The 18737-nt window shown below is 68.3% G+C and carries 17 protein-coding genes and 1 tRNA gene; 9 read left to right on the forward strand and 9 right to left on the reverse strand.

Translation table 11 applies throughout. The annotated features are described in order from the left end of the window. Window positions 1-73 precede the first annotated feature (73 nt). Window positions 74-147: transfer RNA gene (locus OO70_RS10130), tRNA-Gly, on the reverse strand. Between the two features lie 509 nt (window positions 148-656). On the opposite strand from OO70_RS10130, the gene dcd reads away from it, so the two are divergent. The 4 genes from dcd (at window position 657) to OO70_RS10150 (ending at window position 2973) form a co-directional block, all read left to right on the forward strand. Further along, window positions 657-1232: a dCTP deaminase gene (dcd, locus tag OO70_RS10135; protein ID WP_019055444.1), complete on the forward strand. Its 576-nt coding sequence runs from the start codon at window positions 657-659 to the stop codon at window positions 1230-1232. Between the two features lie 2 nt (window positions 1233-1234). Continuing rightward, a complete protein-coding gene (locus tag OO70_RS10140; RefSeq protein ID WP_043667204.1) occupies window positions 1235-1756 on the forward strand; it encodes a phosphoribosyltransferase in 522 nt (173 codons plus the stop codon). Window positions 1757-2006: 250 nt separating this feature from the next. Next, window positions 2007-2720 (forward strand): class I SAM-dependent methyltransferase, encoded by a 714-nt coding sequence (locus tag OO70_RS10145; RefSeq protein WP_078651333.1) that lies wholly within the window; start codon window positions 2007-2009, stop codon window positions 2718-2720. 49 nt (window positions 2721-2769) lie between these two features. Further along, window positions 2770-2973, forward strand: a complete 204-nt coding sequence (locus OO70_RS10150) for a hypothetical protein (RefSeq protein WP_043667764.1) — start codon at window positions 2770-2772, stop codon at window positions 2971-2973. Window positions 2974-3046: 73 nt separating this feature from the next. On the opposite strand, the gene OO70_RS10155 is transcribed toward OO70_RS10150, so the two are convergent. The 7 genes from OO70_RS10155 to OO70_RS10185 all read right to left on the reverse strand — a co-directional run bounded on the left by OO70_RS10155 (window position 3047) and on the right by OO70_RS10185 (window position 11148). Beyond that, window positions 3047-3592: a hypothetical protein gene (locus OO70_RS10155; protein WP_234336811.1), complete on the reverse strand. Its 546-nt coding sequence runs from the start codon at window positions 3590-3592 to the stop codon at window positions 3047-3049. A 107-nt stretch (window positions 3593-3699) separates the two neighbouring features. Next, complete coding sequence (locus OO70_RS10160; protein ID WP_234336812.1) at window positions 3700-3903, reverse strand: hypothetical protein; 204 nt, start codon at window positions 3901-3903, stop codon at window positions 3700-3702. A gap of 317 nt (window positions 3904-4220) precedes the next feature. Then, the gene (locus OO70_RS10165) at window positions 4221-5258 is read right to left on the reverse strand and encodes a Yip1 family protein (protein ID WP_078651334.1); all 1038 of its coding nucleotides are present in this window, start codon (window positions 5256-5258) and stop codon (window positions 4221-4223) included. 40 nt (window positions 5259-5298) lie between these two features. Beyond that, a complete protein-coding gene (locus OO70_RS10170; protein WP_043667212.1) occupies window positions 5299-6783 on the reverse strand; it encodes an FG-GAP and VCBS repeat-containing protein in 1485 nt (494 codons plus the stop codon). 1012 nt (window positions 6784-7795) lie between these two features. Beyond that, the gene (locus OO70_RS10175; RefSeq protein WP_043667215.1) at window positions 7796-8206 is read right to left on the reverse strand and encodes a hypothetical protein; all 411 of its coding nucleotides are present in this window, start codon (window positions 8204-8206) and stop codon (window positions 7796-7798) included. A gap of 67 nt (window positions 8207-8273) precedes the next feature. Then, complete coding sequence (locus OO70_RS10180) at window positions 8274-8675, reverse strand: hypothetical protein (RefSeq protein WP_043667218.1); 402 nt, start codon at window positions 8673-8675, stop codon at window positions 8274-8276. Between the two features lie 181 nt (window positions 8676-8856). Continuing rightward, the gene (locus OO70_RS10185; RefSeq protein WP_043667221.1) at window positions 8857-11148 is read right to left on the reverse strand and encodes a (Fe-S)-binding protein; all 2292 of its coding nucleotides are present in this window, start codon (window positions 11146-11148) and stop codon (window positions 8857-8859) included. Window positions 11149-11361: 213 nt separating this feature from the next. Between OO70_RS10185 and OO70_RS10190 the strand changes: the two genes are divergently transcribed. The 5 genes from OO70_RS10190 to OO70_RS10210 all read left to right on the forward strand — a co-directional run bounded on the left by OO70_RS10190 (window position 11362) and on the right by OO70_RS10210 (window position 16668). Then, entirely contained in the window at window positions 11362-12384 is a 1023-nt protein-coding gene (locus tag OO70_RS10190) for an MraY family glycosyltransferase (RefSeq protein WP_043667224.1), read from the forward strand. Window positions 12385-12480: 96 nt separating this feature from the next. Beyond that, complete coding sequence (dnaK, locus tag OO70_RS10195) at window positions 12481-14325, forward strand: molecular chaperone DnaK (protein WP_043667227.1); 1845 nt, start codon at window positions 12481-12483, stop codon at window positions 14323-14325. Then, window positions 14322-14981 carry a nucleotide exchange factor GrpE gene (gene grpE / locus OO70_RS10200; RefSeq protein WP_043667230.1) on the forward strand — a complete coding sequence of 220 codons (660 nt, stop codon included), beginning with the start codon at window positions 14322-14324 and terminating at the stop codon, window positions 14979-14981. Before dnaK ends, grpE begins: the two co-directional genes overlap by 4 nt. Before the next feature lie 42 nt (window positions 14982-15023). Further along, on the forward strand, window positions 15024-16211 hold the full coding sequence (gene dnaJ, locus OO70_RS10205; RefSeq protein WP_043667234.1) for a molecular chaperone DnaJ: 1188 nt from the start codon (window positions 15024-15026) through the stop codon (window positions 16209-16211). Between the two features lie 4 nt (window positions 16212-16215). Then, entirely contained in the window at window positions 16216-16668 is a 453-nt protein-coding gene (locus OO70_RS10210) for a heat shock protein transcriptional repressor HspR (RefSeq protein ID WP_019062994.1), read from the forward strand. Between the two features lie 99 nt (window positions 16669-16767). Here the strand turns inward: OO70_RS10210 and OO70_RS10215 are convergent, their stop codons facing one another. Then, on the reverse strand, window positions 16768-18735 hold the full coding sequence (locus OO70_RS10215; RefSeq protein WP_043667238.1) for a PA14 domain-containing protein: 1968 nt from the start codon (window positions 18733-18735) through the stop codon (window positions 16768-16770). Window positions 18736-18737: the final 2 nt, after the last annotated feature.

Genomic DNA, 18737 nt, shown 5'->3' on the forward strand with positions numbered 1-18737 from the left:
GCGGAGGGCACGCGACCCCCGAATTGGTCTAGACAACAAACAACCCCCAGGCCGCTGACCTGGGGGCAGATTCTGGAGCGGGTGACGAGAATCGAACTCGCACTCTCAGCTTGGGAAGCTGATGTTCTACCACTAAACTACACCCGCGCGTGACGCCGGTTGAGCCGGTGTCGAATGCCCGCTCACTCTACCCCATGCCCTGCCCCCGGTGCTGAAGCCGTGGAGGCCCGGTCGCGTTTCGGAGGGCGGACACGGCTGCGGGGAGCCGGAGTTGGGGCGTACGGTGGAGGCGTGGAAGAGGGTCTGGGTGGGACCGGAGTGCCGCCTGGAGAGTCGTTCCTTTCATCCCGTAATGTGGCATTTGGCGTCCGGCGAGCAGCAGTCGGACGCGGCTCTTGGGGAAGGGACTCATGGACTTGATGGAGCGCACCGTCGTCCGTTGTGCCGATGGGCACGTGTTCAGCACCGCTTCGTTCCCGATGCAGCAGGCGGAGCGGCTCGGCCCCGGCCGGCTCGTGCGGTGTCCACGGTGTGCCCGGCTCCGCAGTGTGGTGCCGGTGACCTTGGAGAAGCAGTAGCGGTAACGCGGTAGGCAGCAACAGGCGCGCGGGTCGTCCGATTGTGGTCGGTCCGCGCGTCTTGCGTATCCTCGGGGCGTGCTTCTCTCAGACAAGGACATCCGGGCCGAGATCGACGCCGGGCGGGTCCGGATCGATCCCTACGACGAATCCATGGTGCAGCCGTCGAGTGTCGACGTGCGCCTCGACCGCTACTTCCGGGTGTTCGAGAACCACCGCTACCCCCACATCGACCCCTCCATCGAACAGGCGGACCTGACGCGGCTGGTGGAGCCGGAGGGCGACGAGCCGTTCATCCTCCACCCCGGCGAGTTCGTGCTCGCCTCGACCTACGAGGTCGTATCGCTGCCCGACGACCTGGCCTCGCGCCTGGAGGGCAAGTCCTCCCTCGGCCGCCTCGGCCTCGTCACGCACTCCACCGCCGGCTTCATCGACCCCGGCTTCTCCGGCCACGTGACACTGGAGCTGTCGAACCTCGCGACGCTCCCCATCAAGCTCTGGCCGGGCATGAAGATCGGCCAGCTGTGCCTGTTCCGGCTCACCTCGCCGGCCGAGTTCCCCTACGGCAGCGAGCGCTACGGCTCCCGCTACCAGGGCCAGCGCGGTCCCACCGCCTCCCGCTCCTTCCTCAACTTCCACCGGACGCAGGTGTGAGCATGGGCGACACGGACAAGGACGTACGGGAGAACCTGACCTACGAGGCGTTCGGCGTCGCCGTGCGCGAACTCGCGCAGACCATCGCCGACGACGGCTACGAGCCCGACGTCATCCTCAGCATCGCCCGCGGCGGAGTCTTCGTCGCCGGGGGCCTGGCCTACGCCCTCGACTGCAAGAACATCAGCCTCGTGAACGTCGAGTTCTACACGGGCGTCGGCACCACCCTCGACATGCCGGTGATGCTCGCCCCCGTCCCCAACGCCATCGACTTCTCCTCCAAGAAGGTCCTGATCACCGACGACGTCGCCGACACCGGCAAGACGCTCAAACTGGTCCGCGACTTCTGCCTCGACACCGTCGCCGAGGTCCGCAGCGCGGTGATCTACGAGAAGTCGCAGTCGCTGGTGAAGTGCGAGTACGTGTGGAAGCGCACCGACGACTGGATCAACTTCCCGTGGAGTGTGCTGCCTCCAGTACATAGGTCCGGAGAAGCGGCGAAGCCGAACAAGGAAGCCGTCTGACCTGCGGACGCCGTAGGGGTTGCGGTACTGGTGAGCGAAGAGGCCCTCGGTTGATCACCGAGGGCCTCTTGTTCATGAGGGTTCGCGTTCCAAGAGATCTCACAAGAGATCTCAGTTGATCCGGTCCGGATGTGCCCAGGCCCTCATGGCGCTTGACCTTGCCCAAAGGTGAAGGCCGACGCTGTCTGTGGCGACCACGTTGGCCGGCTGAGCGCGTGGCTCCGACCGAACCGGGCTGAGAGGAACCTGCATGGATGACGACGCTCTCCTGGCAGAACAGATGGCTTACTACAGGGCCGGTGCGGCCGAATACGACCGGCCCTATGCAGAGTACGAGGACCTGCAGAGGTTGCTGGCTGTCGTCGATGAACTCCCGATTGCCGGGGATGTGCTGGAGTTGGCCTGCGGAACGGGCCAGTGGACCCCAAGGCTCGCCGCGCGGGCCCGGTCGGTAACGGCTGTCGACGTGGCAGCCGAAGTGCTGGCGCTCGCTCGTGCGCGCATCGCATCCTCCGCCGTGGAATTCCTTGAGGCCGACCTGTTCGAGTGGCAGCCGCCACGGCGCTTCGACACCGTGTTCTTCGCCTTCTGGCTCTCCCACGTCCCGCCGAGGCGGTTGCCCGACTTCTGGAACACCGTCGCCGCCGCGCTCGCGCCCGGCGGAAAGGCGATCTTCGTCGACGACGGCCCCGCGGCAGCCGCATACGAGGAAGTCCTCACGGACCAACCGACGCCCTCGGCGCTGCGCCGACTCGATGACGGCAGCCAGTACCGCATTGTGAAGGTGTTCCACGACGCCCGGACCCTCACGGACGACCTCACAGCGCTGGGGTGGTCGGTCCGCATCCGGCCCATGGCCGGGAACTTCATCGGCATCGCAGAACCGCCGACAGGACAGGACAGGAAAGGACAGGAAGTAAACGGGGGTAGTAGTGCATGCCCTCGTCCTGTGACAGACGCCTGACCGCTTGCCGCTGAAGGCTGATCATCCGCGCCGATACACTCACGGCGCCATGGAACAGCTGCCCGAGAGCGTGGATCGCGACATCCTGGAGCACCGGATCATCGCTGCGCTCAAGGCAATCCGCGAAACGTCGGGGTGCACCCTTCACGAGGCGCTCGATGTCTTCGCGCAGCGGTACGAGGAGCTCCGCCGCGATCGTCCGGACGACTTCGGTCTGAGCCGGGACGAATACGGCCGAGGTTTCTACTCCTGATCCAGCCACCCCAGCCACCCCAGCCAACTCAGCCGGAAAATGGCGGCAAGAGCGGAGACTTGGCCCCTCCTCATCATGTGTCCGCGCCGTCGGTGGTCGGCAGGAGCGCCGCCAATTCGGTGTCGTCCGGGCGGTGGACCGCCTCGGCCGCCTTACGCAGAACGGCGCGGTCGACCTTGTCCGCGTCCGCGATCAGGTGGACCACCACGGCGTCGATGGGTACCGCGTACTCGTGGCTGTCACCTGCTTTGCGGTACCAGGCGTCGCCGTCGTGCTCACAGGTGACCCGCTTGTCCGACACCTCGCCCAGCGGCTGCTTGGGGCAGCTCTCCGCTGTCAGTCTGCCGTGACCTGCGAAGAGGCCGAACTTGGTGGCACCCTTTTCGGACCGGTACGCGGCGGCGAACTCGTCGTCGTACTCGCCGACCGACTCCTGGAACACGGTGTAGCCGGAGACCTCGGTGACATAGACGAGTTCCGGCGCCACGCCCCATGCGCGCGCGGCGGCGTCGAGGTCGGCGCTGTCGGCGGCCGTCCCGCTGTTCTTGTCCGCGTCGCATCCTGTGAGGAGAACTGGCAGCAGGAAAAGGGGGAGCAGCGCACGCGCGGGTCGCATCATGCCCATACCTTTTCGCATGGACATGCCGCAGGAACAACCGATTTCCGGATTCCCCCGGGTGTGGTTCCCTGCGAGTTCCCGTTCGATTGGGCACGCCGGGGGCACGCTCAGTCTTCGGCCTGACTCGGTGCCGTGAGGTCCACCCATATCCACGGCTTGTGGTCCCACGTACGCACCTCGCCCACGACGAGGTCGACGGTCGCCCCGACCCTGGGCAGCTCCTGCGCGAGGTGCTGCACTCCCGGCTCGCTGCTGCGGCGAATCATGTCCAGCGAGGCGCCCACGGGCTCGTATCCGTTGAGTTCCGCCACGAAGCCCCAAGGCTCGTGACCAGTGATCGTTGCTCGGACTGTCTCGCCTTGCCGAAGCTCGGTCAGGGAACGCCGTGAACCGTCTGCCATGGTGGCATCATCTCAACGCCCTCGACGACAGTCAGTCACGACGGCAGAAGCGTGGTGGCTAGGCGCTTTGGTCCGTCGAACCCCCGGTCGTGCGCCGCGCGGGTCAGATTCTCGACGCCTGAGCGCGACGGCAACTTCCAGGACTCCTACGGCTTCTACGTCGACGAGGGGCTCCCGGCGTGCACCGGGAGCCCCTCGTCGACGTAAAAGCCGTAGCCGCGAAGTCTCTAGAACGTGCCCAGCTTCACGATCGACAGCAGGGCGATCAGCTGGATTGCCGACGCGCCCAGGGCCTTCGGCCAGGGGAGGTCGTGGGAGCGGCTGACCATCATGGTGAGGAGGGCGCCGGCCGCTACCCAGGTGGCCCAGCCGAGGGCCTGGACGAAGGTCGCGTCGCCGCCGAAGAACATGGCGAAGACCAGGCGGGGGGTGTCGGTGAGGGACATGATCAGCATGGAGAGGCCGACCGTGGGCTGCCAGGCTCCGTCGCCGCCCAGCTGGCGGGCCAGGGTGTGGGTGACCACGCCCAGGACGAAGGACGACAGCACCATCGCCACGGCGGTGATGAGGACGATCGGGACCGCGTTCGCCAGGGTGGCGTTTATCGCGTCCTTGCGGGCGCCGTCGAAGCCGAAGACCGCGAGCAGGCCGTAGAGGAACGTCACGATCAGGGCGGGGGCCCACATCGTGTAGTCCCGCATCTGGAGGAAGGTCTGCCGGGGGGCGAGGACGATGCCCCTCAGCAGGTCCTTCCAGTGCAGGCGGGGGCCGACCGGGCCGGAGGGCGCCTGGGCCGAGCCCGCGCGGTAGGTGCCGCCCTGGGTGTACGGGTCCTCGCCCACGGAGAACGCCTGGGTGTGGCCCGGGTTGTTCGCCGCGTACGGGTCAGGGGTGCCCGGGTGACCGCCCTGGCCGTAGCCGCCGCCGTCACCGAAGTACTCCGGCTCGTCGCCGTAGGCGCCGTTGCCGGCGTTCCCCTGTGACGACCACTGCCGGCCGCCGCCGCTCGCAGCGCTTCCGTACTGCGGTTGCTGCTGCGGCGGGTACGGCTGCGGGGCCGCAGGGTAGCCGTACGGTCTTCCCTGCGGCGCCGGGGGTGCCTGCTGCCCGTACGCAGGTTGTTGAGGGCGCGCTTGCGGGGCCCTGCCGTCCCGGCCGCCGCGTCCGATCCTGAATCCAGCCACGTCATCGAACGTACCTGGTTCCGCTGAGTCACGTGCCGGGCCGGGGGTTTCGGACGGGGCTTTGCTGCCGAGCTGTGACATCCCCTAAGGGACCTGTGACATCCCCTGAGGGACAGGGGTGTCAGTCGGCGAACACGGCTCCGAACTGGGGTGTGCCCGAGGTCGAGACGCCCGCCGCGCTGGCCGAGATGGCGCGGGAACCGGTCGTGACGATCTTCGTGCCGTTGGAGGGGAGGTAGGTCACCGCACCGTCGCCGCCGTTCTCGTACGAGCCCACGACCAGGTCCGCCCGGCCGTCGCCGTTGACGTCGTCGAGCTTGACGTCGGCGCCGAAGAGGTCGTTCTTCTCGTCGTCGCCGGGGACGCCGGCCGTGCTCTGGGCGAAGGACTGGACGCCGGTGGTGGTGTTCGCGCCGGACGCGGAGCCGTAGATGACCGTGACCATGCCGGCGTTGGTGTTGGCGCCGAGGTCCTCGTTCGGGGCGGAGACCACGACGTCCTGGTAGCCGTCGCCGTTGACGTCGCCCAGGTCCAGGTCCCAGCCGAAGGCGTCGCCCTTCTCCGAACTGCCGGGAATGTTCCCGGAGTTCTGGGTGATGCCGGTGGTCGAGGCGGGGCCGGACGCGGAGCCGTAGGTGATGTTCACCTTGCCGCCGTTCGCCGAGTCCGGGACGGTCGTGCCGTCGCTCGTCGTGGCGTCCCAGCCCGCGCCGCTGACGATGTCGCCGTAACCGTCGCCGTTGATGTCGCCGATGCCGGTGACGATGCCGGGCTTGAGGGTCTTCACCCCCGCGATGCTCAGACCGCTCGCCGCGCCGGGCACGTAGTAGTTGGTGTTCCAGCCGTTGCTGGTCCGCGTCTCGTAGCCGTCGACCACGAGGTCGGTGCGGCCGTCGCCGTTCACGTCACCGGCCGTCAGGTGCTCCGGGCCGTACGGGAAACCGGTCGTGCCGGAGTGGATCGGGGGCTTGATCGTGTAGCGGCCGCCGGGCTTGCCGGTGGAGCTGCTGAAGCCGCCCTTGTAGACGTAGACGGTGGCCGCCGAACTGCCCACCGCCAGGTCCGCCTTGCCGTCGCCGTCGAAGTCGCCGGCGGCGAGGGTCTGGCCCCAGTTGTCGTGCCCGGACACGGCCGGGTCCGGTACGTCGCTGCTCTTGCCGGTCAGGCCGCTCCTCGAACCCCACAGGATCGCGAGCGCGCCGCCGTCGGTGTCCGTGCCGACCTTCTCGTACGGCGACGACACGGCCAGGTCGTCGTATCCGTCGCCGTTGAAGTCGGCGTACGCCGTGTGGTAGCCGAAGTAGTCGCCGGACTCGGCGGTGCCGGGGACGTTGCCGGAGTTCTGGCTGAGTGTCGTGCGCTTCGCGGACGACACGCCGGTGGTGGTGCCGTACAGGACGACGATCTGGCCGGCGTTGGCGTGACCGCCGACAGATGCGCCGGGCGCGGAGGCGACGACATCGCCGATTCCGTCACCGTTGAAGTCGGCCTTCGCGACCTTGAACGAGTCGGCGGCGCTCGCTGTCGTCATCGAGAGCGTGAGCAGACCGCCCGTCAGCGCGGCCGCGGTGGCCGTCGCGAGGGCGAGTCGCAGGTACTGCTGCATGCGGGGTCTCCTGCGGCATGCGGGGGATGCGTGGCGGGCATCCGCGTCGATGGGGTGCGTACCGTCCGTTTTCGCCTGGAGTTGTCCTTGGCTTCACGGGTGGTTGGCGATCAGGAGACCTGTGGTGGGGCGTGAGGGTTGTACGTGAGGTCGGTAAATCTCTGGGGGGTGGTGGTAGCGACTGTTGGGTCTCAACTTGGCGCCGGGGTTTGCCACTTGCGTAGGTTGTGAGGTGAACGTTGGGCCGCCCGCTTCTTTGTCAGTGTCGGGATTGCGTGAGCCGAGTAAAGGGCGCTCCCTGCGGTCGCGTCGGCTGCGCCGATTGCGCTGCGCTCCACCCTTGACTCGTCTCACGCAATCCCGTTGGAGAAGCGAGCGGGCGGCCCCGAGGGATGGGTGGCCAGGCAGGTATCCCGTCGGGTGGGCTGTGCTGCGGGCCGGGGTGGTGGGGGCGCGTTCGCGTCTCGCCTGCACGCCGGGTCGGCTTAGCGGCCACCCACCGGTGGGGACTGACCGACGTAGGGGGGATGCCACCCGGGCTGCGTGGCATGCCGGGCCGGTGCGGGTGGGGCGCGTTCGCGTCTCGCCAGCACGCCGGGCCGGTTCAGCGGCCAACGCCCGGTGGGGACTCCCGCATTGAGGATTGAGGGAGGGGCTCGAGGGAGGGCGGGGGGTTGTTGGAAGCTGGGTTCGTTTCTAACCTGTGACGTGGCGTGTGAGAAGTTAGTCTGGGACCCAGCTTCCAGCACCCCCCAGCCCTGATCTCGTCCTACTCCCGCCCGGGGACGTAGTTCAGGCAAGGGGAGGCATGCCTGGGCCATCCGTTCTTCCGGGCCGCTCGCTCGCTTCTCAAACGGGCTGGAGCGGCCCGAGTCAAGGGTGGAGCGCAGCGCAATCGGCGCAGCCGACGCGACCGCAGGGAGCGCCCTTTACTCGGGGCGTGGAAGCCCGACACTGGCCAAGAAGCGAGTGGCCCAACGGTCACTTCGAAGCTGCGTCCGGTCTCGTCTTGTTATGACGTGCAGACGTTTTTGAGCTTCTTCGCTGCCGCGTCGATCTTGCTGGAGTCGGGGTTCGTGTCGCCGTTCAGGATGGACTTGTTGTAGTCGGAGATCGCCTTGTTGAGGTCGGTGACCGCCTTGTCGACCTTGTTGTCGTCCGAGTTGGCGTCGATCTTGTCGAGGTTCTTGTCGATTGTCGCGATGGATTCGTCGGTCTTGGTCGGGTCCTTCGCCGCGTCGACGCCCGCGTCGTGGATCGCCTTGAGGCTGTCGGAGATCGTGTTCCAGTTCTTGAGGCAGTTCAGGGAGTTGGAGGCGTCGGAGGTGTCGGTGGGGTCGCAGGCGGTGAGGAGGCCGGCGGTCAGGGCTATGGCTGCGGCGGTCGTGGCGAGGGTGGCCGTACGACGGAGCTTCGTGGTCATGGGTGTGCCCTTTTCGGGTGAGGTAGCGAGGTAGCGAGGGGACTGGGGGCTACGGGCTGGGTGGAGCTCAGGCCCAGGGCTCTTCCACCCTCGCCTCCGCGGCCGGCTTGCGGCGGTTCGCTACCAGGCCGCCCGCCGCGCCCAGGGAGACCAGGCCCATTCCGGCGGCGGTCGCGATGCCCTTGACGCCGTCCATGGAGAGGTAACAGAACGCGGCGACACCGCCGTTGAAGAGGAACAGGAACCACAGCGTCGACGGCTTCGACAGGAACGCCTTGATCTTCGGCTTCTTCGCGATGCGTGAGCCGGCCAGCAGCGAGACGGCGATACCGGTGTAGGTGGCGGCACTCTTCGCCGTACCGTCCAGGACCGCCCCGGAGGCCGTGCTCGCGACGAGGCCGCCGATGAAGAACGACCACAGCAGCAGGTTGGCGACGAACGACTTCAGGGTGGTGAGCAGCGACTTCACGGGATGTCCTAGGGGAGGCGGGGGCGTGATCTCTGCCCTCTACGATTCCGTCGCGCGCTCGCCGTCACGAGGGACCGTTCTCCCGGATTCGGGGTGTAGCCCGCTACACCCTTCCCCTACGACGACGGCGCCCCGCGCCCTCCGGAGAGGGTGCGGGGCGCCGTCGTAGCGGATCGGGCCGTTACTTCACCGGCTGGGGTTCCGGGGCGTTCTCCGGTTCCGAGGTGCCTGCCGGGGGTTCGTCGTCGGTCGGCGTCCTGACCGAGTCCAGGAGGAGCTGGGCCACGTCGACCACCTGGATCGATTCCTTCGCCTTGCCGTCGTTCTTCTTGCCGTTCACGGAGTCCGTGAGCATGACCAGGCAGAAGGGGCACGCCGTCGACACGATGTCCGGGTTCAACGAAAGCGCCTCGTCCACGCGCTCGTTGTTGATGCGCTTGCCGATGCGCTCTTCCATCCACATGCGCGCGCCGCCGGCACCGCAGCAGAAGCCGCGTTCCTTGTGCCGGTGCATCTCCTCGTTGCGGAGGCCGGGGACGCTGGCGATGATCTCGCGCGGGGGCGTGTAGATCTTGTTGTGGCGGCCCAGGTAGCACGGGTCGTGGTAGGTGATCAGACCTTCCACCGGCGTCACCGGGATCAACTTGCCCTCGTCGATCAGGTGTTGGAGCAGCTGGGTGTGGTGGATGACCTCGTAGTCGCCGCCGAGCTGCGGGTACTCGTTGCCGATCGTGTTGAGGCAGTGCGGGCAGGTCGCGACGATCTTCTTCGCGGCGCGAGGCTTCGCCGACTCCGGCACCACCTTGCCGTCGTCGTCCAACTCCTCGCCGAACGCCATGTTCAGCGCCATGACGTTCTCCATGCCGAGCTCCTGGAACAGGGGCTCGTTGCCGAGGCGGCGGGCGGAGTCACCCGTGCACTTCTCGTCGCCGCCCATGATCGCGAACTTGACGCCCGCGATGTGGAGGAGTTCCGCGAAGGCCTTCGTCGTCTTCTTCGCACGGTCCTCGAGGGCGCCGGCGCAGCCGACCCAGTACAGGTACTCGACCTCGGTGAGGTCCTCGATGTCCTGGCCGACGACCGGGACCTCGAACTCGACCTCCTTGAGCCACTCCAGGCGCTGCTTCTTGGCCAGGCCCCAGGGGTTGCCCTTCTTCTCCAGGTTCTTGAGCATCGTCCCGGCCTCGGACGGGAACGAGCTCTCGATCATCACCTGGTAGCGCCGCATGTCGACGATGTGGTCGACGTGCTCGATGTCCACCGGGCACTGCTCGACGCAGGCGCCGCAGGTGGTGCAGGACCACAGGACGTCCGGGTCGATGACGCCGTTCTCTTCGAGCGTGCCGATCAGCGGGCGCTCGGCCTCCGCCAGAGCCGCGGCCGGTACGCCGGCCAGCTGCTCCTCCGTCGCCTTCTCCTCGCCCTCCATGGACTTGCCGCCGCCCGCGAGCAGGTAGGGCGCCTTGGCGTGGGCGTGGTCGCGCAGGGACATGATGAGGAGCTTGGGGGAGAGGGGCTTGCCGGTGTTCCAGGCGGGGCACTGCGACTGGCAGCGGCCGCACTCGGTGCAGGTGGAGAAGTCGAGCAGGCCCTTCCAGGAGAACTGCTCGATCTGGGATACGCCGAAGACGTCGTCGTCGCCCGGGTCGGTGAAGTCGATCGGCTTGCCGCCGGAAGTCATCGGCAGCAGGGCGCCCAGTGACGTCTCGCCGGTCGCGTTGCGCTTGAACCAGATGTTCGGGAACGCCAGGAAGCGGTGCCAGGCGACGCCCATGTCGGTCTTCAGGGCGACCGTGATCATCCAGATGAAGGAGGTCGCGATCTTCACGCCGGCGAAGAGGTACGTGAGGTTCTGGAGCGTGGACACGTCCAGGTGCTCCAGGCCCGACACCACCGGGTACGAGATGAAGAAGGACGCCTCGTAGCCGTCGACGTGGTGCTGGGCGCCCTCCAGCGCGTGCAGCATGAAGATGCAGACGCCGACGATGAGGATGACGGCCTCGACGAAGTACGCCTGGCGGAAGTTGGAGCCGGCGAAGCGGGACTTGCGGCCCGGCTTGTTCGGCTTGTTCAGCTGGCGGATCGCGATCAGCACGAGGATGCCGAGGACCGTCATCGTGCCGATGAACTCGACGAAGACGTTGTACGGCGCCCATTCGCCGATGACCGGCAGCAGCCAGTCGGCCTGGAAGAGCTGGCCGACGGCGTTGACGATCGTCAGCAGCAGCGAGAAGAAGCCCACCGCCACGAACCAGTGCGCGACACCGACGACGCCCCAGCGGTTCATCCGGGTGTGGCCGAGGAACTCCTTGGCCACGGTGACGGTGCGCTGGACGGGCTCGTCGGTGCGGGTGCCCGCGGGCACGTTCTGGCCGAGTCGCATGAAGGTGTAGATCTGCAGGACGGCGCGGGCGAACAGCGCCACACCGACCACGATCAGAACCAGCGACACGATGATCGCGGCGAGTTGCATTTCAGGGCTCCTCGGGCCTGCGAGGGGTCATTACCGAACCCAGAACATTACTAAGCGGTAACTTAATCGGTCCGACCGAGATTACCCTCATTCTCTGTCGCACTGTAGCCAGCTGTGCGGTGATCTATGTCGCTGAGGGTCGCCTTAAAAACCTGTGACGGTCCGATCGTGTTATTCGTACTGAATTGGTACATTTGCGTCTAATTTAGAACCGTGCTCTACGGGATTCTCGCCGCCACGACCGCCCTGCTCCTCGCCGCCCTCCTCGCCGCACTGCTCCGGGTGCCCGCGCTGCGGGCGGGTGTCGTCGACCGCAGACGACGGACGCGCCCGGTACCGCTGCTCGGGGGACTCGCCGTCGTGCTCGCCGTCGTGGCGGTCACCTGGGGGTGCGACTGGACCGGCGTCGCGCCTCTGGGTGATGACGTCGGCGGTCTGTTGGTCGCCGGGTCCGCCGTGGCCGCGCTCGGGCTCGTCGCCGACGTGTGGCGGCTGAAGACGCGGTTCCTGGTCGTCGGTACGGCGGTGGCGGCGGCCTGTGTCGTGCCGTACGCGGAGATCGGGGTGCCCGGGGGGCTGCTGGCCGCGGCCTGGATCGTGTTCGTCGCCGGTGCCTTCAAGGGGCTCGATCACGCCGACGGGCTGGCCGGGACCGTGGGAGTGGTCACCGCCTTCGGGGTCGGGGCCTGTGCCGCGATGGAAGTGATGGACGGGTTCGCGGTGTTGTTGAGTGTGCTGGCCGCCGCGCTCACCGGGTTCCTGATGCACAACTGGCATCCCGCGCGGATCGCGCTCGGCGCGTGCGGGTCGCTGTTCACGGGTTTCGTGCTCGCCTCGGCGGCCGTGATCACCCGGACCGGGCACGATCTCGCGTCCAGCGCGGGCGTCCTGTTCGCGCTCACCGCCGTCGCGAGCGCCGACGCCGTCCTGGTGCTGCTGTCGCGGCGGCTGGCCGGGCGGGCGCTGTTGCGGGGCGGGCCGGACCATCTCGCCCACCGGCTGCGGCGGTTGGGGCTCACCCCGCAGGGGGCGGTGGTGCTGCTCTCGATCGGGGGGTTCTCCGGAGTGCTCGTCGGGGTGCTCGTGCACAACGGGTGGGCGGGTGAATCCGCCGTGATGTGGGTGGCCGGCGGGGCCCTGGTCGTCGTAGGAGGACTGTTGAAAGTCTCTGTCTACGGGGTGCGGCGGGCCGGATCTCCGCAGGTCAGCGCGCAGTTGCGTGTAAGGAACGGATAAGAGTTGAGTCCGCTCGACTCAGCTCTGTTGACCCAGCGATGAGTGTCGTGCACACTTGAGTCCGTTCCACTCAAGTCATTGCTGGAGGAATCAACCATGGCACGTGCGGTCGGCATCGACCTGGGCACGACTAACTCCGTCGTCAGCGTTCTTGAAGGCGGCGAGCCCACCGTCATCACCAACGCAGAGGGCGCCAGGACCACGCCGTCCGTCGTCGCCTTCGCCAAGAACGGCGAGGTGCTCGTCGGAGAGGTGGCCAAGCGCCAGGCGGTCACGAACGTTGACCGGACCATCCGTTCCGTGAAGCGCCACATGGGCACGGACTGGAAGATCGAGCTGGACGGCAAGAGCTTCAACCCGCAGCAGATGAGCGCCTTCATCCTGCAGAAGCTGAAGCGCGACGCCGAGGCCTACCTGGGCGAGAAGGTGGCCGACGCGGTCATCACCGTCCCGGCGTACTTCAACGACTCCGAGCGCCAGGCGACGAAGGAGGCCGGCGAGATCGCGGGCCTGAACGTCCTGCGCATCGTGAACGAGCCGACCGCCGCGGCGCTGGCGTACGGCCTCGACAAGGACGACCAGACGATCCTCGTCTTCGACCTCGGTGGCGGCACCTTCGACGTGTCCCTCCTGGAGATCGGCGACGGCGTCGTCGAGGTGAAGGCCACGAACGGCGACAACCACCTCGGTGGTGACGACTGGGACCAGCGGGTCGTCGACTACCTGGTGAAGCAGTTCGCGTCCGGCCACGGTGTGGACCTGGGCAAGGACAAGATGGCCCTCCAGCGTCTCCGCGAGGCTGCCGAGAAGGCCAAGATCGAGCTGTCGAGCTCCACCGAGACCTCGATCAACCTGCCGTACATCACGGCGTCCGCCGAGGGCCCGCTGCACCTGGACGAGAAGCTCACCCGCGCCCAGTTCCAGCAGCTGACGGCCGACCTGCTGGAGCGCTGCAAGACGCCGTTCCACAACGTCATCAAGGACGCCGGCATCTCCATCAACGAGATCGACCACGTCGTCCTCGTCGGTGGCTCCACCCGTATGCCCGCCGTCGCGGAGATCGTGCGCGAGCTCACCGGTGGCAAGGACGCCAACAAGGGCGTCAACCCGGACGAGGTCGTCGCCATCGGCGCGTCCCTCCAGGCCGGTGTCCTCAAGGGTGAGGTCAAGGACGTCCTGCTCCTCGACGTGACCCCGCTGTCCCTCGGTATCGAGACCAAGGGCGGCATCATGACCAAGCTGATCGAGCGGAACACGACGATCCCGACCAAGCGGTCCGAGATCTTCACCACCGCCGAGGACAACCAGCCCTCCGTGCAGATCCAGGTCTACCAGGGCGAGCGCGAGATCGCGGCGTACAACAAGAAGCTCGGGATGTTCGAGCTGACCGGTCTGCCGCCGGCCCCGCGTGGTGTCCCGCAGATCGAGGTCTCCTTCGACATCGACGCCAACGGCATTATGCATGTCACGGCCAAGGACCTCGGCACCGGCAAGGAGCAGAAGATGACCGTCACCGGCGGCTCCTCGCTGCCGAAGGACGAGGTCGACCGCATGCGCCAGGAGGCCGAGCAGTACGCGGACGAGGACCACCGTCGCCGCGAGGCCGCCGAGTCCCGCAACCAGGGCGAGCAGCTCGTCTACCAGACGGAGAAGTTCCTCAAGGACAACGAGGACAAGGTCCCCGCCGACGTCAAGACCGAGGTCGAGGCCGCCGTCGAGGAGCTGAAGGCCGCGCTGAAGGGCGAGGACACCGCCGAGATCCGCACCGCCACCGAGAAGGTCGCCGCGGTCTCGCAGAAGGTCGGCCAGGCCATGTACGCCGACGCCCAGGCCGCGCAGGCCGCGGGCGGCGACGCCCCGGGTGCCGAGGCGCCCAAGGCGGACGACGACGTGGTGGACGCCGAGATCGTGGACGACGAGCGCAAGGACGGTGCCGCGTGACGGAGGAGACTCCGGGCTTCGACGAGAAGCCCGACGTCCCCTCCGGCGCCACCCCCGAAGACGCCGAGCCGAAGGCCGCCTCCCCCTCCACGGGGGAGGGGGCGGCCCCGGCAGGGGACGCAAGTGCACAGATCGCCGGTCTGACGGCCCAGCTGGACCAGGTGCGCAAGGCGCTCGAAGAGCGCACCGCGGACCTCCAGCGGCTCCAGGCCGAGTTCCAGAACTACCGCCGCCGGGTCGAGCGCGACCGGATCGCGGTCAAGGAGATCGCCGTGGCGAACCTCCTGACCGAGCTGATGCCCACGCTCGACGACATCGGCCGCGCGCGGGAACACGGTGAACTCGTCGGCGGTTTCAAGTCGGTGGCGGAGTCGCTGGAGACCGCCGCGGCGAAGATGGGACTGCAGCAGTTCGGCAAGGAGGGCGAGCCCTTCGACCCGACGATCCACGAGGCCCTCATGCACTCGTACGCGCCGGACGTCACCGAGACGACCTGCGTGGCGATCCTGCAGCCCGGGTATCGCATCGGCGAGCGCACCATCCGCCCCGCGCGGGTGGCGGTCGCCGAGCCGCAGCCCGGTGCCACGGGGACCGGCAAGGCGGAGGACGAGTCCGAGGCCGCCGACGAGAAGGACAACGGCCCTGAAGAGGGCTGACGCAGCCGACGCATCGAGCGGACCGAAGGAGGGACGTCGAGGATGAGTACCAAGGACTTCATCGAGAAGGACTACTACAAGGTCCTCGGCGTCCCCAAGGACGCCACCGAGGCCGAGATCAAGAAGGCGTACCGGAAGCTCGCCCGCGAGTTCCACCCGGACGCCAACAAGGGCAACGCCAAGGCCGAGGAGCGCTTCAAGGAGATCTCCGAGGCCAACGACATCCTCGGTGACCCCAAGAAGCGCAAGGAGTACGACGAGGCCCGCTCCCTCTTCGGCAACGGCGGCTACCGCCCGGGGCCGGGTGGCGCGGGCGGCGGCAACTTCAACTTCGACCTGGGCGACCTCTTCGGAGGCGGCGCCCAGGGTGGCGGCGCCGGGGGTTCCGGCGGCTTCGGCGGCGGCATCGGTGATGTCTTCGGGGGCCTGTTCAACCGCGGCGGCACGGGCACGACCCGTACGCAGCCGAGGCGCGGCCAGGACATCGAGTCCGAGGTCACGCTCAGCTTCACGGAGGCCATCGAAGGGGCCACGGTCCCGCTGCGGATGTCCTCGCAGCAGCCCTGCAAGGCCTGTTCGGGCACCGGCGACAAGAACGGCACACCGCGCGTGTGCCCGACCTGTGTCGGCACCGGCCAGGTCGCGCGCGGCTCCGGCGGCGGTTTCTCGCTCACGGACCCGTGCCCGGACTGCAAGGGCCGCGGCCTGATCGCCGAGCACCCCTGTATCGAGTGCAAGGGCAGCGGGCGCGCCAAGTCGTCGCGGACCATGCAGGTCCGTATCCCCGCGGGGGTCACGGACGGCCAGCGCATCCGGCTGCGCGGCAAGGGCGCGCCGGGTGAACGGGGCGGTCCCGCAGGGGACTTGTACGTCATGGTGCACGTCGACGCGCACCCCGTGTTCGGCCGCAAGGAAGACAACCTCACGGTGACGGTCCCGGTGACGTTCACGGAGGCGGCACTCGGCGGCGAGGTCAGGGTGCCCACCCTGGGCGGGCCGCCGGTGACGCTGAAGCTGCCGCCGGGCACACCCAACGGCCGCACGATGCGGGCCCGCGGCAAGGGCGCGGTCCGCAAGGACGGCACCCGGGGTGACCTCCTCGTGACCGTCGAGGTGAGTGTCCCGAAGGACGTCACGGGGAATGCTCGTGACGCACTGGAGGCGTATCGAGAGGCGACCGCGGGCGAGGACCCGCGGGCGGAGCTGTTCCAGGCCGCGAAGGGAGCATGAAGAGATGGACGGCCGTCGACGCAACCCGTACGAGCTGACCGAGGAGACCCCGGTCTACGTCATCTCGGTGGCGGCCCAGCTCTCCGGCCTGCACCCGCAGACGCTGCGCCAGTACGACCGCCTCGGCCTGGTCTCCCCGGACCGCACGGCCGGGCGGGGCCGGCGCTACTCGGCCCGCGACATCGAACTGCTGCGCACCGTCCAGCAGTTGTCGCAGACCGAGGGCATCAACCTGGCCGGCATCAAGCGCATCATCGAGCTGGAGAACCAGGTCGTCGCGCTCCAGCAGCGCGTCGCCGAACTCCAGGCGGCGGTCGAGGGAGCGGCGGCGACGATGCAGCAGCGCGAGGCCGCCGTCCACGCGTCGTACCGCCGTGACCTGGTGCCGTACCAGGAGGTCCAGCAGACCAGCGCGCTGGTGGTGTGGCGGCCGAAGCGGCAGCAGTCCTCGGACTGACGCACAGCACGGCAGGCATCCCGAAAGGGGCCCGGAGGTTCACCGACCTCCGGGCCCCTTTCGCGTGCCGACCGCGTTCGGATCGCGCTCAGACCGTGCTCAGGGCTCCAGGATCGCCCAGTCCGCCCCGGGCGCCGACTCCGTGCCGTCCGCGTACAGCGCGGTCACCCAGTAGTGGTGGGTGGTGCCGCGGGCGGCGGTGGTGTCGTCGTAGGAGCGGTCCGTGGTGGCCGCCAGCTTCTCGTACGCCTTGGTGACCGGGTTCCAGCGGTAGACCTGGTAGCCCGTCGCCGAGTCGACCGCGTTCCACGCGAGGCCGACGCCCGAGTCGGTCGCGGTCGCCGACAGGCTGATCGGTGAGTCCTCCGGGGTCGCCACCGACGGGGTCAGATCCAGTTCGTCGATGCTGACGGCGTACACGGGACTCGACGACCACCTGGTGGAGTTGCCCGCGGTGTCGACCGCGGCCACGAAGTAGCAGCGGTGCTGGCCGTCGGGCAGGGTCACGTCCGTGTAGCGCGAGGTGGACGGGGACAGCCACGCCCACTCCGACATGGAGCAGACCTGTTCGTCGCCCTCCTCACCGAGGACCGTGCCCCGGTAGACCGCGTACCGGGCCAGGTCGGGCTCGGTGTTGTCGGCCCAGTCCAGCTCGATGCCGTACTCGGTGGCCGTCGCGGTCAGCCCGGTCACCGGGGCCGGCGCCTTGTCCGAGGCGAGCGTGGTGACGGTGACCGTCGCGGAGGGGAGGGAGACGGCGGCCACCTGGTCCTGTGTCGTCACCGCGTAGTGGTACGTGGTGTCCTCGTCCGCCGAGTAGTCGCCGCAGCTGTAGCGCCGTGACCCGTCGGCGAGTTCCTTGTACGTCGTGGTGCAGGTGACCGGCGTGCCGGACGTGTCCACCGGCAGGGTCGTCGAGCGGTAGACGTGGAAGGTGTAGACCCAGGCGTCCTCCGGCCTGACCGTCCAGGACAGCAGCGCGGCCCCGATGTCCGCCGTCGCCGTGAGGTCGCGCGGCGCGGCGGGCGGCCGGTGCGCGCTCACGGTGTCGGTGTACGGGGAGAGGTGGCCGGAGCCGTCCACCGCGGCGACCTTGTAGGCGTACGTGGAGACCCGGTCGAGCGTGTCGTCGCTGAGGTGGTTCCAGTTGACGTCGGTGACCTTGTCGGCGCCGCCCCGGTTCGTGCGCACCACGCGGTACTTCACCGCGCCCGGCACCGCCCGCCAGGACAGTTCGGCGGTGGTGTCCGTGACCGAGGAGGCGAGGCCGAACGGCGCGGTGAGCGTGATGCCGGTGACCAACTGGTCGGCGGTACCGGCCGATTCGTTGCCCGCCTTGTCGTAGGCGCGTGCCTCGTAGTAGTAGACGGCGCCGGTGGCGGGCGGGGTGTCGGTGTACGAGGTCGCGGTCGTGGTGGTGAGCCGGGTCCAGCTCGTGCTGCCCCGCAGCCGCCGGTAGACCCGGTAGCCCGCGAGATCCATCTCCGCGTTCCTGCCCCAGCTCAGCTTCGCCTTGTTGCTCGCCGTGTCGTACGACATCAGCGGGTCCATCGGCGTGAGGGGCTTGACCTTGTCGACGGTGGCCGAGGTGCGGGGCGTGTACGTGAACTTGGCCTTGGCGGCGCCGGTCCAGTTCACGTAGTCGACGCGGAGGGTGTGCCTGCCCTTCGGGACGGTCACGTTGACGGTCTTGCCCACGGCCGTGGAGGTGTTCTTCCACAGGTCGATCTTGCGGACGCCGTCGACGTACACGCGTATCCCGTCGAGGCCGGTGACGGCCAGGGCGAAGGGCCCGCCGGAGCCGAAGTCGCGGGTCACGCTCCAGCGGACGCCGAAGTTGTCCTTCGGGAGGCCGGAGGCGGGCGCGCCGCTCCAGCTCTCGTCGACCGCGCTGTCGCAGTCCGTCTTCCTGGGGGTGCCCTTGAAGGTGGTGTTCGCGAAGAACTGCCGTTTGTAGACGGGGGAGGTGCAGCTGGTGGCCGCCGAGGCCGACGGGACGGCGACGGTGGTGAGGACACCGGCCGTGCCGGCCAGCACCACGGCCGTCGCCCGAAGGGCTGTCTTCATCG

Source organism: Streptomyces xylophagus (assembly GCF_000716435.1).
In the GTDB taxonomy this organism is placed as follows: domain Bacteria; phylum Actinomycetota; class Actinomycetes; order Streptomycetales; family Streptomycetaceae; genus Streptomyces; species Streptomyces xylophagus.